11 protein-coding genes are annotated in these 13943 nt (G+C 64.6%); 4 read left to right on the top strand and 7 right to left on the bottom strand.

Annotated features, from left to right (window positions below; genetic code table 11):
• Positions 1–23 precede the first annotated feature (23 nt).
• Positions 24–752 carry a 1-acylglycerol-3-phosphate O-acyltransferase gene (locus CW360_RS02250; RefSeq protein ID WP_101192595.1) on the bottom strand — a complete coding sequence of 243 codons (729 nt, stop codon included), beginning with the start codon at positions 750–752 and terminating at the stop codon, positions 24–26.
• A gap of 159 nt (positions 753–911) precedes the next feature.
• Here CW360_RS02250 and gorA point away from each other — a divergent pair, with 159 nt between their 5' ends.
• The 3 genes from gorA to CW360_RS02235 are packed head-to-tail and all read left to right on the top strand — an operon-like array spanning position 912 to position 3286.
• Positions 912–2264, top strand: coding sequence for a glutathione-disulfide reductase (gene gorA, locus CW360_RS02245; RefSeq protein WP_101192594.1), 1353 nt, complete (start codon positions 912–914; stop codon positions 2262–2264).
• Positions 2265–2282: 18 nt separating this feature from the next.
• Positions 2283–2906 carry a trimeric intracellular cation channel family protein gene (locus tag CW360_RS02240; protein ID WP_101192784.1) on the top strand — a complete coding sequence of 208 codons (624 nt, stop codon included), beginning with the start codon at positions 2283–2285 and terminating at the stop codon, positions 2904–2906.
• A 2-nt stretch (positions 2907–2908) separates the two neighbouring features.
• Positions 2909–3286 (top strand): VOC family protein, encoded by a 378-nt coding sequence (locus CW360_RS02235; protein ID WP_093986843.1) that lies wholly within the window; start codon positions 2909–2911, stop codon positions 3284–3286.
• A 12-nt stretch (positions 3287–3298) separates the two neighbouring features.
• Here CW360_RS02235 and CW360_RS02230 read toward each other — a convergent pair whose 3' ends face one another.
• Entirely contained in the window at positions 3299–3751 is a 453-nt protein-coding gene (locus CW360_RS02230) for a copper chaperone PCu(A)C (RefSeq protein ID WP_101192593.1), read from the bottom strand.
• A gap of 151 nt (positions 3752–3902) precedes the next feature.
• Here CW360_RS02230 and tpx point away from each other — a divergent pair, with 151 nt between their 5' ends.
• Positions 3903–4403: a thiol peroxidase gene (tpx, locus tag CW360_RS02225; RefSeq protein WP_093986845.1), complete on the top strand. Its 501-nt coding sequence runs from the start codon at positions 3903–3905 to the stop codon at positions 4401–4403.
• A 6-nt stretch (positions 4404–4409) separates the two neighbouring features.
• Here the strand turns inward: tpx and CW360_RS02220 are convergent, their stop codons facing one another.
• The 5 genes from CW360_RS02220 to CW360_RS02200 all read right to left on the bottom strand — a co-directional run bounded on the left by CW360_RS02220 (position 4410) and on the right by CW360_RS02200 (position 13926).
• On the bottom strand, positions 4410–4853 hold the full coding sequence (locus CW360_RS02220) for a YqaA family protein (protein ID WP_101192592.1): 444 nt from the start codon (positions 4851–4853) through the stop codon (positions 4410–4412).
• Positions 4854–5092: 239 nt separating this feature from the next.
• Positions 5093–6496, bottom strand: a complete 1404-nt coding sequence (locus tag CW360_RS02215) for an efflux transporter outer membrane subunit (protein WP_101192591.1) — start codon at positions 6494–6496, stop codon at positions 5093–5095.
• Positions 6493–9585, bottom strand: a complete 3093-nt coding sequence (locus CW360_RS02210; RefSeq protein ID WP_101192590.1) for an efflux RND transporter permease subunit — start codon at positions 9583–9585, stop codon at positions 6493–6495. The genes CW360_RS02215 and CW360_RS02210 overlap by 4 nt, the downstream gene beginning before the upstream one ends.
• 13 nt (positions 9586–9598) lie before the next feature.
• Positions 9599–12676, bottom strand: coding sequence for an MdtB/MuxB family multidrug efflux RND transporter permease subunit (locus CW360_RS02205; RefSeq protein ID WP_101192589.1), 3078 nt, complete (start codon positions 12674–12676; stop codon positions 9599–9601).
• A complete protein-coding gene (locus tag CW360_RS02200; protein ID WP_101192783.1) occupies positions 12673–13926 on the bottom strand; it encodes an MdtA/MuxA family multidrug efflux RND transporter periplasmic adaptor subunit in 1254 nt (417 codons plus the stop codon). Before CW360_RS02200 ends, CW360_RS02205 begins: the two co-directional genes overlap by 4 nt.
• Between the last annotated feature and the right edge of the window lie 17 nt (positions 13927–13943).

The following is a 13943-nucleotide window of genomic DNA, read 5'->3' as shown; positions in this document are numbered from 1 at the left end:
CCCTTGCGGCGCCCGTTGTTTATTCAGCCCTTGGCCAACTGCAACTGGTTATCCAGGCGGGCGATGCAGGCCTGCATCTGCTCACGGCAACGTTCGATCAATGCCGGCAGGTCGTCCATGCTCAGCCCGCTAGTGGGAATGGCAGGCAAGGATTCAATACGAATGCGCCCGCCCAGCCAGCGGTTGAGGCTGAGTTTGCCGGCATAGGTACTGACACACACCGGAATGATCGGCACCCCGGCGGCGATGGCCATCTGGAAGGCACCCTTCTTGAAGGGCAACAGGCCCTTGCCGAGATTGCGCGTGCCTTCGCAGAACACCCAGATCGAGGTGTCCTGATGTTGCAGTGTTTCGGTGGTGGTGAGCATGGCCTGCTTGGCCTGGCGCGCGTTGCCGCGATCGATCAGCACGTTGCCGGCCAGCCAGTAGAGCTGGCCGAAAAAAGGCACCCACTTGAGGCTTTTCTTGCCGATGCTCACGGTGCGTTTCGGGACCACCTTGCCCAGCACGTAGAGGTCGTAGTTGGACTGATGGTTAGCGACGATCACACAGGAGCGCTGATGATCGCGCAGTCCTTCGGTGGCGGTATCCACCTTGATATTCAGCAGGCGCAAGGCTGGCCAGGAATACAGGCGCGCGCACAGGCGGCTGTTGTCCGGGTTGAACGGACGGCACAGGCCGAGAATCAGGCCGAGCGTGCCGGCGATCAGAAAGTGTATGCCCATCATCGACATACGCAGGGTAAACAGCATGGATATTCGCCCAAATGGCAGGAAAAGGGCGCGCAGTGTACGGGTGTGCGCTGAGCACGGCAATTGATGCCGATCATGCCGGCCGTGCAGACCTGCGCCGCCGGTCAGGAACAGGTATGCTCCCGGCCGTATGCCAATAGCGTTTGGGAGTGAATTGCCATGGCCTTTGATTTCGACCTGTTTGTCATCGGTGCCGGTTCCGGCGGCGTGCGCGCAGCGCGCTTTGCTGCCGGTTTTGGCGCGCGCGTGGCGGTAGCCGAAAGCCGCTACCTGGGCGGCACCTGTGTCAATGTTGGCTGTGTGCCGAAAAAGCTCATGGTGTACAGCGCGCACCTGCACGAAGACCTCGGCCTGGCGGCGAGTTTCGGCTGGCAGGTCGAGCAGGCGCGTTTCGACTGGGCGACGCTGGTCGGCAACAAGGATCGTGAAATCCAGCGTCTCAATGGTATCTACCGCAACCTGCTGGTGAACAGTGGCGTGCAGTTGCTCGAAGGGCACGCACGGCTGGTCGATGCCCACCATGTCGACGTGGCCGGCATACGCTACAGCGCCGAGCACATCCTGATTGCCGTGGGCGGCTGGCCGCAGCGCCCGGACATCCCGGGTATCGAACATGCCACCGACTCCAACCAGGTGTTCCATCTTTCGGAGCAGCCACGCCGCGTGCTGGTAGTCGGCGGCGGCTATATCGCTGTGGAGTTCGCCTCGATTTTCCATGGCCTGGGCAGCCAGACCAGCCTGCTGTATCGCGGTGATCTGTTCCTGCGCGGCTTCGATCAGGCGGTACGCCTGCACCTGCGGGATGAGCTGAGCCGCAAGGGCATCGACCTGCAATTCAACAGCGATATCCAGCGCATCGAACGGCAGGCCGACGGCTCGCTGCTGGCCTGCCTGGCCGATGGCCGACAAGTCAGCGCCGACTGCATCTTCTACGCCACCGGGCGGCGCCCGATGCTCGACAACCTGGGGTTGGAGCAGGTGGACGTGGCGCTGGATGAGCGGGGCTTCATCCAGGTCAATGACCGCTACGAAACCAGTACCCCGTCGATCCTGGCGATTGGCGACGTGATCGGTCGTGTCCAGCTTACGCCCGTGGCATTGGCCGAAGGCATGGCAGTGGCACGCCGTCTGTTCCAGGCGCAGAGCTATCGTCCGGTGGATTACCAATTGATCCCCACCGCAGTATTCAGTCTGCCGAACATCGGCACGGTAGGTCTCAGTGAAGAACAGGCACGTGCCGCCGGCTATTCGGTAAAAGTCTTCGAAAGTCGCTTTCGCGCCATGAAACTGAGCCTCAGCGATTGCCAGGAGCGCACGCTGATGAAGCTGGTGGTGGATGCCGAGACTGACCGCGTGCTGGGCTGCCATATGGTTGGCGCCGAGGCGGGGGAGATGCTGCAGGGGATCGCCGTGGCGCTCAAGGCCGGGGCAACCAAGCAGGTGTTCGATGAAACCATCGGCATCCACCCGACGGCCGCCGAGGAGTTTGTTACCATGCGCACCCCGTTGTAAGGCCTGCCTGGCATGAGTATCGAACAACTTTTCTACCTGTCCGACCTGTTTGGCGTGGCGGTATTCGCCATTACCGGCGCACTGATGGCCGGGCGCAAGTCCATGGATCTGTTTGGCGTGCTGGTCATTGCCATCATCACCGCGCTGGGCGGCGGTACGCTGCGCGACCTGATCCTCGACAATCACCCGGTCAGCTGGATTCGCAACGACCTGTATATCCTGGTGGCGTCGCTGTCGGCAGTGGGTACGGTGCTCTGGGTGCGTCTGACCCGGCCCATCCATGAGAGCGGTCTGCTGCTTGCCGACGCCTTCGGACTGGCGGTATTCACGGTGATCGGCACGGAAGTGGCCCTGCAGAATCAGGTGCCGAACAGCACCGCGGTGATCATGGGGGTGATGACCGGCGTGGCGGGCGGGGTGATGCGCGACGTGATCTGCAACGAGATTCCGCTGATCTTCAAGAAGGAAATCTATGCCACGGCCTGCATTGCCGGCTCGCTGACCTTCATCGTGTTGCGTGATCTGGGCACGCCGCACTGGCTGGATACCGGCATCGCCATGCTGGTGGTGCTGCTGACCCGTGTAGCGGCGCTGCGCTGGGGCCTGGCGCTGCCGCGTTTCCATCTGCTCGACCGGGATTGAGCATGCTGCTGCGTCTTGACCATCTGGTACTCACCGTCAGCGACCTGTCGCGTAGCCTGGCTTTCTACCAAGAGGTATTGGGCATGCGTCATGAGCTATTTGGCGAGGGACGCCATGCGTTGTGCTTTGGCCAGCAGAAGATCAACCTGCATCTGCACGGACATGAGTTCGAGCCCAAGGCTGCTGCTGTTCAGGTGGGCTCGGCCGATCTGTGTTTGATCACCGACTGGTCGCTGGCCACGTTGCAAGAACACCTGGCGGCTCTGCAGGTGCCGGTAGAGCAGGGGCCGGTATTGCGTACCGGCGCCCTGGGGCCTATCGAGTCGCTGTACCTCCGCGACCCTGACGGCAATCTGCTGGAAATCAGTCGCTACCTCTGAGCAAGCGAACGCTCAGTGGTGCGCGGCGCTGCTACCTTCCTGCACCTGAACTTCCACCTCGATGCTGCCAGCTTTCTCGAACTGCAGGGTCAGCGGGAAGCGGTCGCCGGCCCGCAGCGGTTGGTTGAGCTGGAAAAGCATCACGTGGTAGCCGCCCGGCGAGAACTCCACCTGCGCGCCGGGTGCCACGTCCACGGCGGGCACATGCACCATCTTCATCAGGCCGTTTTCATGCACATGGTTGTGCAGTTCGCTCTTGCCGGCGCGCGGTGTGCTGACGGCCACCAGACGATCCGCGCTGTTGCCCCGGTTTTCCACCAGGAAGTAAGCGGCGCCCGCCGGAGCATTCGGCGGCATGGCGCGTGACCAGGGATGATCGATGTGCAGGTCGGCCAACTGATAGTCGTGTGCCTGCGCGAGGGGCAGGGCCAGCAGGGAGAGCAGGGGCAGGGCGTACTTGAGCATGATGACTCCGCAGGGTGGGGAAGCTGCCGGCTAGCATAAGCTGCACCGAGCGGACTGTCTTGTGCTGGATCAATGCCGGCAAGGCTGGTCGGTATCGCTGGGCTGTGCTTCACTGAGCACTCAATTCCTACCAGCGCACAAGGAGATTTCCATGTCCCAGGTTACCCTCAAAGGCACCCCGTTTGCCGTCCTCGGCCAGTTTCCCCAAGTAGGCGAGACCGCCAAGGATTTCCGTCTGGTCAACGGCGACCTGACGGATGTCGGCTTGCAGGACTTTGCCGGCCAGCGCAAGGTCCTGAATATCTTCCCCAGCGTGGATACGCCGACCTGTGCAACCTCCGTGCGGACCTTCAACGCCCAGGCCGCCAGCCTGGCCAATACCGTGGTGCTGTGCATTTCTGCCGATCTGCCGTTCGCCCAGAAGCGCTTTTGCGCCGCCGAGGGGCTGGATAAGGTAGTCAACCTGTCAACCCTGCGTGGTGCAGCCTTCCTCACGGATTATGGCGTGGCCCTGGCCAGCGGCCCACTGGCCGGTCTGGCTGCCCGTGCGGTGGTGGTGCTGGACGAAAACAACCGCGTGCTGCACGCCGAGCTGGTCAGCGAGATTGCCAATGAGCCGGACTATGCCGCGGCATTGGCAGCCCTGCAGTAAGTCTGGCTAGTCCAGCCAGGCCTGTGCCAGGGCGATCAGCAGCAGATAGCGCGCGCCCTTGGCCAGGCTGACCAGCAGCAGGAACACCACGAGTCGCTCGCGCAGCAGCCCGGCAACCAGGGTCAGCGGATCGCCCAGCACCGGCATCCAGCTGAGCAACAGGCTCCAGCGTCCATAGCGGCGGTACCAGGCCTGGGCCTGTTGCAGGCGCTGCTCGCTGGGTTGCCACCAGGCCTGGTTGACGCGTGGTTGCAGCAGCAACAGGCCCAGCCCCCAGTTGACCAGCGAACCCAACACGTTACCCAACGTGGCAACCAGCCAAAGCAGCCAGGGTGCTTGCTGTCCGGCGTGCAGCAACGCCAGCAATACGGCCTCCGATTGCGCGGGAAACAGCGTGGCGGCGAGCAGCGCACTGAAGAACAGGCCCAGATAGGCCGACACGGATGTCACACACAGCGCTCCGGGCGGATGATAGGGCGACGATCATAGACAGCCTGCAGAAACAGGGCGAGTGCTTATTGTCGTTGCGTCTTGCTGAGGAAGCATTGGCATGACAGACAGTCCGGGGCGTTCAATAATACCTATTTAACATAATGCACATTATGCGAAATTACATAACGCATCAGCAGGAAGGTCAATGCCGCGATTCTGCGGCATCTATTCCACTATGCCAGGCTGTCAACGAACACCTAGCGTGCATCATCCGGCGTGTTCGACCAATCGCCGCCCAAGGCCACGGTGAGTTTTACGCTGCTGATCAACAAACTGCCTTGCAAGCCGATCAGCGTGCGCTCGGTTTGCAGTGCGGTGTTTTGCGCGCTGATTACGTTCAGGTAGTCGACGGTGCCGGCGCTGTACTGGTTCTCTGCCAGGCGCAAGGCATCGCGGGCGGCGTCCAGGGCTTGTTGACGTAGCTGGATTTCACGCTGCAAGGCGTCCTGTAGCACCAACTGGTCTTCGACCTCGGCAATCGCCTGCAAGACCTGTTGCCGGTAATCCGCCACGGTCTGTTCGTACTGCGCACGCGCCTGTTCGACGCGTGAACGCAACAAGCCGCCGTCGAACAGGTTGAGCGCCAGCTGCGGGCCGAGTGACCAGGCCCGATTGGGTGCACTGATCCAGTCGCCCAGCTGGCTGCTGCGATAGCCGGCACTGGCACTGAGGCGAAAATCCGGGAAATACGCCGCTTCGGCCACACCGATTTGCGCGTTGGCGGCCATCACCCGGCGCTCCGCGGCTGCCACATCGGGGCGGCGTTCCAGTAAGGCCGAAGGCAGCTCGGCACGCAAGGCCGGCAGGCTGGGCAGTTCACGGCGCCCGCTGAGTTGCAGCTGGCCGGGTGTCTGGCCCAGCAAAACGGCGATGGCGTGGCGCAATTGGGCGATTTGCCCATCCAGCTCTACGGCCTGCGCCTGGGTGTTGCGCAGCTGGGTGATGGCCTGGCTGACATCCGCGCGACTGACCAGTCCTGCCTGGTAGCGGCTTTCGCTCATCTGCAAGGCCCGCTGGTAAGCCTTGGCCGTCTCTTCGAGCAGATCGCGCTGGCGCAGTTGGCTGCGCAGTTGCAGATAATTCTGCGCCAGTTCACTTTGCAGACTCAGGCGCAAGGCGGCCAGTTCTGCCGCGCTGGCCTGGGCGCTGCTGTCGGCGGCTTGCAGTTCGCGGCGCACCTTGCCCCACAGATCGACTTCCCAGCTCATCGCTAGGTTGGCGTCGTAGCTTTTGCTGTGCTGCGCCGCACTGCCCTGCCCCTGTCCGCTGCGTTGCATGCCGGCGCCCAGATCCAGGCTGGGGAACAAGCCAGCCCGCGCGCCACCGGCCAGGGCTCGCGCCTGGCGGTATTGTGCTTCGGCACTGGCCAGACGCAGGTTGTCAGTTTCGAGCTGAGTGAGCAGGCGGTCCAGTTCGGCGTCGGCATAACCCTGCCACCAGCGCCCTGCGCCAGATATATCGGCTGGCGTGGCGGCTTTCCAGCCGGGCATGGCCTGGTAGTGCGTGGCTTGCGGCGTGGCCGGACGCTGGTAGTCAGGGCCGATGGTACAGCCGGCCAGCAGCAGGCTGGACAACAGAAACAGGGGCGGCAATGCATTCATGACAGACGTTCCAGGCGAGACAGGGAGCGGCCGCGCAAGCGCAAGCGCAGGCGCTCCAGGCTGAGATAGACCACCGGAGTGGTGAACAGGGTCAACAACTGGCTGAGCAGCAGCCCGCCAATCACCGCCAGGCCTAGCGGCTGGCGCATTTCCGCGCCTTCCATGCCGCCGACCAGCAGCGGCACGGCACCCAGCACCGCGGCCAGGGTGGTCATCAGAATCGGCCGCAGGCGCAACAGGCAGCTCTGGCGGATGGCCTGCAGCGGGTCGAGGCCCTGTTCGCGCTCCAGTTGCAGGGCCAGGTCGATCATCAGGATGGCGTTTTTCATGACGATGCCGATCAGCAGGAACAAACCGAGCAGCGAGATCAGGCTGAACTGCCCGCCACTCAGCTCGATGGCCAGCAAGGCACCCAGGCCGGCCGAGGGCAAGGTGGAGAGAATGGTCAGCGGGTGCAGGTAGCTTTCATAGAGGATGCCCAGCAGCAGGTAGACCAGCAGCAAGGCGCCCAGCAGCATCAGTGGCTGGCTTTGCTGGGCCTGCTGGAATTGCTGGCCGCTGCCGCCCAGGCTGCCCTGGATTTCCCCAGGCAGGCCGATGGCCGCCATGGCCCGGTCGATGGCGCGTACCGCCTGGTCGAGGCTCACGCCTTCGGCCAGGTCGAAGTTGATGTTTTCCACGGCAAACTGGCCGTCATGGGTGACCCGGTCGTCGGCCAGGCTGCGCTCGAAGCGGGAAAACGTCGCTAGCGGCACACGCCGGCCATCGCTGGCGATCAGGTGGATCTGCTTGAGTACCTGCGGTGACTGCGCGTAACGCGGGTCGACCTCGAGCACCACCTTGTACTGGTTGAGGCTGGCATAGATGGTGGAAACTTGCCGCTGGCTGAAGGCGTTGTTGAGCAAGGCGCTGACTTCGTCCATCTGCAGGCCGAGGCGGCGTGCCGCCACCCGGTCGATGACCAGGCGCACCTGCTCCGCGCCGCTGCCGTCATTGGCGTCGATGGCGGTGAGTTCCGGCAGGCTGCGCAACGCCTCGGCCACACTGCGCCGCCACTGGCGCAACAGCTGCAAGTCGCTGGACAGCAGCTTGTACTCGTATTGCGAGCTGCTGCCCTGGCGGCCACCGAAGAACATCAGGTCCTGATCGGGCATCAGCATCAGCCGCCCGCCCGGTACCAGCGGCAGATTGCGGCGCAGCCGGGCCACCACCTGCTCCGCCGAGTCACGCTCGGCCATCGGCTTGAGCCGCACGATCATGAAGGCGTTGTTGCTGGCCCCGTCGCCGCCGATGAAGCCGGCGACGCTGTGCACCGCGGGATCTTCCAGCACGGCGCGGCGGAAGATTTCCATCTTCGGCTGCATGACCTGGAACGACAGCCCGTCGTCGCCGCGAATGAAGCCGGCCAGCTGGCCGGTGTCCTGCATCGGCAGCAAGGTCTTGGGTACCTGGATGTACAGCGCCACGCTCAGGCCGATGGCCAGTAACAGGCTGGCCAGCATCAGCGCCGGGCGCGCAAGAGCCCAGTCCAGGCCACGCTGGTAGCCGGCCAGTAGCCTCTGGTTGGCGCGCTGGCTGAATGCGACGAGGCCACTGCCCTGCTCCGCCGGCTCGGCCTTCAGCCAGCGGGCGCAGAGCATTGGGGTCAGGGTCAGCGATACCAGCAGGGAAATCAGGATGGCCACGGCCAGGGTGATGGAGAACTCGTGGAACAGCTGGCTGGCCAGTCCGCCCATGAACAGGATGGCGACGAAGATCACCACCAGCGACAGGTTCATCGCCAGCAGGGTGAAACCAACCTCGCGGGTGCCTTGCAGCGCAGCCTGCAAAGGCGGCATGCCCTGGTCGATATGCCGGGCGATGTTTTCCAGCACCACGATGGCGTCGTCCACCACCAGCCCGGCGGCGATGATCAGCGCCATCAGCGTCAGGTTGTTCAGGGAAAAGCCGGCCAGATACATCACCGCAAAGGTGCCGACCAGGGAAACCGGCACGGCCAGCGCGGGAATTAGTGCCCGGCGCGCGCGGCCGAGAAACAGCCAGACCAGCAGGATGACCAGGCCCACGGCGATCAGCAGGGTACGTTCAGCCTCGGCCAGGGTGGCGCGGATCACCGGCGAACGGTCCATGGCGACGTCCAGTTCGACACTGCTCGGCAAGACCGCCCGCAACAGCGGCAACTGCGCCTTGATGTCGTCGATGGTCTGGATGATGTTGGCCCCGGCCTGGCGGTTGATCACCAGCAGCACGGCTTCCTGATCATTGAAGAAACCACTGTTGTAGCGGTTCTCCACGCTGTCTTCGACTTGAGCCACATCGGCCAGGCGCAGGATGGCGCCATCGCGCTGGCGGATCACCAGATCGCGGTATTGCGCGGCGTGGCTCAACTGTTCGTTGGCCTGCACCTGCCAGTGGCGCTGGGCATCCTCCACCTGCCCCTTGGGCCGGCGCAGGTTGGCGCTGGCGATGGCGGCCCGCACTTCGTCCAGCGCCAGGCCGTAGTGTTCCAGTTGCTGCGGTTGCAACTGCACGCGCACTGCCGGCAGCGAACTGCCGCCGATCTGCACCTCGCCGACGCCCTGTACCTGCGCCAGGCGCTGGCCGAGCAGGCTGTCGGCCAGGTCGTAGAGCTGGCTCTTGCTCAACTGTGGCGAGGTCAGCGCAATCACCATGATCGGCGCCTGCGAAGGGTTGATCTTGCGATAGCTGGGCGGGCTGCGCATGCCACTGGGCAGAAGCTTCTGCGCGGCATTGATGGCGCCCTGCACTTCACGGGCGGCGGCGTTGATATCGCGGCCCAGCTCGAACTGCAGGATGATCCGCGTGCTGCCCTGGCCGCTGCGGCTGTTCATCGAACTGACCCCGGCGATGCTGCCCAGCGCGCGTTCCAGTGGTGCGGCCACGGTGGTGGCCATCACCTCCGGGCTGGCACCGGGCAGGCTGGCCTGCACGGTGATGGTCGGGAAGTCCATGTCCGGCAGCGGTGCCACCGGCAGCAGGCGGTAGCTCAGCGCGCCGACCAGCAGCAAGGCCAGGCTGAGCAGCAGCGTCGCCACCGGACGCTGGATAAAGGGCGCGGACAGATTCATCGCGGGCGATGCCTCACTGGCCAGCCGGCGCGACGGCCTGGCCACGCAAGCGCTGGCTGAGGCGGTCGAAGAACAGGTAGATGACCGGCGTGGTGAACAGGGTCAGCAACTGGCTGGCGATCAGCCCGCCGACCATCACCAGGCCCAGCGGCTGGCGCAGCTCGGCCCCGGAGCCGGAGGCCAGCATCAGCGGCACGGCACCGAACAGCGCGGCCAGGGTGGTCATCAGGATCGGCCGGAAACGCAGCAGCGCCGCCTGGTAAATGGCCTGCTCGGCGCTCATGCCCTGCTCGCGCTGCGCCTCCAGGGCGAAGTCGATCATCATGATGGCGTTCTTCTTGACGATGCCGATCAGCAGGATGATGCCGATGATGGCGATCAGCCCCAGTTCGCTGCCATCCAGCAGCAAGGCCAGCAAGGCGCCAACGGCCGCCGAGGGCAAGGTGGAGAGAATGGTGATCGGGTGGATATAGCTCTCGTAGAGCACGCCGAGCACGATGTACATGGTCAGCACCGCGGCGAGGATCAGCCACAGGGTGCTCGACAGCGAGGCCTGGAAGGCCTGTGCGGCCCCCTGCAGGCGGACTTCCACGCCTTCCGGCAGGCCGCTGGCCTGGCGGGCCTCCTCGAGCGCCTGCAAGGCATCGCTGAGAGCCAGACCTGGCGCCAGGTTGAAGGAGAAGGAAACCGCCGGGAACTGGCCGATGTGGTTGATCACCAGGGCTGCCGGGCGCTGTTCGAAACGCGCCAGGCTGGCCAGCGGCACAGGCACCCCGCCGCTGCCGGCGACATGCAACTGTTCTAGCGCCTGCGGGCCGGCCTGGCTGGCCTCGGCACTTTCCAGCACCACGCGGTACTGGCTGCTCTGGGTGAACACCGTGGAGATCTGCCGCTGGCCGAAGGCATCGTAGAGCGCATCGGTAATGCTGCTGACGCTCACGCCCAGCCGTGCGGCGGCATCCCGGTCGATTTCCACGTAGACCTGCAGGCCCTGTTCCTGCTGGTCGTTGCTGACGTCACGCAGGGCCGGCTGGGCCTGCAAGGCGGCCAGCAGGCGCGGTGCCCACTCGTGCAGCAGCGTGCTGTCCGGCGATTCCAGGCTGAACTGGTACTGGGTTCGGCTGACCTTGTCCTCGATGGACAGGTCCTGCACCGGCTGCAGAAACAGCTCGATGCCCGGCACGCCGGCCAATGCCGGACGCAGTCGCTCGATGACCTGCTGTGCGCTGACTTCGCGCTCGCCGTGCGGCTTCAGATTGATCAGCAGACGTCCGCTGTTGAGCGTGCTGTTGTCGCCATCCACACCGATATAGGCACTCAGGCTGGCCACTGCCGGGTCGGCGAGGATGACCTCGCTGAGGCGCTGCTGGCGTTCGCTCATGGCCTGGAAGGAAATCGACTGCGGCGCTTCGGAAATACCCTGCAGCAGGCCGGTGTCCTGCACCGGGAAAAAGCCCTTGGGCAGCGCCAGGTAGAGCAGCACGGTGAGCCCCAGGGTGGCCAGCGCCGTGGCCAGGGTCAGCCGCTGGTGGCCCAGTACCCACTGCAGGCCACGGGCATAGCCGGCGATCAGGCGGCTCAGCCAGTCATCCTCCGCGTCGGCATGCTGCCGGCCGGTCTTGAGCAGGCGCGCGCACATCATCGGGGTAAGGCTGAGCGAGACCAGCAGGGAAATCAGGATGGCCACGGCCAGGGTAATGGCGAATTCGCGGAACAACCGGCCCACCACGTCCTGCATGAACAGCAGCGGAATGAGTACGGCAATCAGCGAGAAGGTCAGCGAAATCAGCGTGAAACCGATCTGCCGGGCGCCCTTGAGCGCGGCATTCAATGGTGTTTCGCCCTGCTCCAGGTAGCGGGTGATGTTCTCCAGCATGACGATGGCGTCGTCGACCACGAAACCAGTGGCAATGGTCAGCGCCATGAGGGTCAGGTTGTTCAGGGAAAATCCGGCCAGGTGCATCACCGCGAAGGTGGCCACCAGCGACAGCGGCACCACGATGGAGGGAATCAGCGTGGCAGACAGTCGGCGCAGGAACACGAAGGTCACCATCACCACCAGGGCGATGGCCAGCAACAGCTCGTGCTGCACATCGCGCACCGCGGCGCGGATGGTCTGCGTGCGATCCGTGAGCACCGTCACCTGCAGGCCGCCCGGCAGGCTGGCCTGTAGTTGCGGCAACAGCGCCTGCACGCGCTCGACCACCTCGATGACATTGGCTCCCGGCTGACGCTGGATATTCAGCAGCACGGCACGGTTCTCGTTGGCCCAGGCGGCCAGCCGCTGGTTTTCCGCCCCATCGATGATCTGCGCAACATCGCGCAGGCGCAGGGTGGCACCGTCCTGGTAGCCGAGGATCAGCTCCGCGTAGTCCTGTGGGCTTTTCAGCTGGTCATTGGCATCCAGCATGGACACCTTGGTCGGCCCGTCGAAGTTGCCCTTGGGCTGGTTGACGTTGGCCGCGTTGACCAGTTGCCGCACGTCGCTGAGGGTCATGCCGTAGCTGGCCAGGGCCTGCGGGTTGACGCGAATGCGCAGCGCCGGACGCTGCCCGCCGGCCAGGCTGACCAGACCTACCCCGCTGACCTGGGCGAGTTTCTGCGCCATGCGCGTATCCACCAGGTCATGTACGCGTGGCAGCGGCACATGCTCCGAGGTGATGGCCAGGGTCAGTACCGGGGTGTCGGCCGGGTTGACCTTGTTGTACAGCGGCGGGGTCGGCAGGTCGTTGGGCAGCAGGTTGCTGGCCGCATTGATCGCCGCCTGCACCTGTTGCTCGGCCACGTCCATGGACAACTCCAGAGCAAAGCGCAAGGTGATCACCGAGGCACCGCCGGAGCTGCTCGAGGACATCTGCGCGAGGCCGGGCATCTGGCCGAACTGACGCTCCAGCGGCACGGTGACCGCACTGCCCATGACCTGCGGACTGGCTCCGGGATACAGGGTCATCACGCGAATGGTCGGATAGTCCACCTGCGGCAGTGCTGAAACGGGGAGCAGCCGATAGGCGAGCAGCCCAGCCAGCAGCAGGGCCAGCATGCACAGGGTGGTGGCGACCGGACGGAGGATGAACGGACGGGAAATGTTCACCCGCGCGGCCCCCGCCCCGCGCCCTCGCCCTGCCCTGGCCGCGGGCCAGGTGCGGCTTCACTGGCCGGCTTGGACAGGCCCTCGACCACCTCTACCCTGGCGCCGTCCTTGAGGCGATCGGTGCCTTCCAGCACCACCTGCTCACCGACACTGAGCCCGGACAGAATCACGCTGTGCCGTTCGTCACTGGGGCCGACCTCGACTGCGCGCAGGCTGACCTGCTGGTCCTTGACCACGAAGACGAAGTTGCCCTGGTTGCCGAACTGCACGGCGGCGACCGGCAGCAGCAGGCTGTCCTTGAGGGTGCGCGCGAGTACCCGCACATTGACGAACTGGTTGGGCAGCAGGTGCTCATCCTGATTGGCGAACTGTGCCTTGAAACGCAGGGTGCCGGTCGTGGCATCGATCTGGTTGTCCATGCTCAGCAGCTCACCGCTGGCCAGACGCTGTTGCTCGCTGCGGTCCCAGGCTTCCACCGGCAGGCGCTGGCCGGCACGTACGGCCTCGATCAGTTGCGGCAAGAGGCTTTCGGCCAGGGTGAACTGCACGGCGATCGGCTGGGTCTGGGTGATGGTCAGCAACGGCGTGCTGTCATTGGCACCAACCAGATTGCCGACATCCACCTGACGCAACCCGGCCCGGCCACTCAGCGGCGCGCTGATGCGGGTAAATTGCAGGTTCAGGCGGGCTTCGGCCAGGCTGGCCTGGCTGCTCTTGAGCTGACCACGGTATTGCTCGACCAGCGCGCGTTGGCTGTCCAGGGTCTGCCGGGCAATGCTGTCATCCTCGGCCAGTTGCTGATAACGGCGCAGCTCCTGTTCGGCATTGCGCAGTTGCGCCTGGGTTTGAGCCAGGGCGCCCTCAGCCTGCTGCACCGCCACTGCATAGGGGCGTGGATCGATCCGCGCCAAGAGCTGGCCCTGCTGCACCGTTTGACCTTCGCTGAAGCCGAGTTCCACCAGTTCGCCGGCCACCCGGCTGCGAACGCTCACCGTATTCAGCGCGCTGACCGTACCCAGCGCCTTGAGGTAGACGGCAAAGTCGCCCTGGCTGACCGTGGCGACACGTACCGGAGTGACCCCGCCCCAGGCTCCTCTGCCCATGCCCGGACCCATTCCGGGACCGCCAGCCGGTGCACCACTGCCCTTGCCCTGCCACCAGAAAAAGGCCCCGCCGAGCAAGATCAGCAGAACCAGCCAGGGCCAGTAACGACGCACGATGGACAGCGGGAATGCAGAGGAAGCAGGCATGATCGACCAGTGATAAA

The organism is Pseudomonas fluvialis, from assembly GCF_002835605.1.
Lineage (GTDB): Bacteria > Pseudomonadota > Gammaproteobacteria > Pseudomonadales > Pseudomonadaceae > Aquipseudomonas > Aquipseudomonas fluvialis.
The sequence above is the reverse complement of the archived record's forward strand: the minus strand, read 5'-3'. Positions and strand labels throughout refer to the sequence as shown.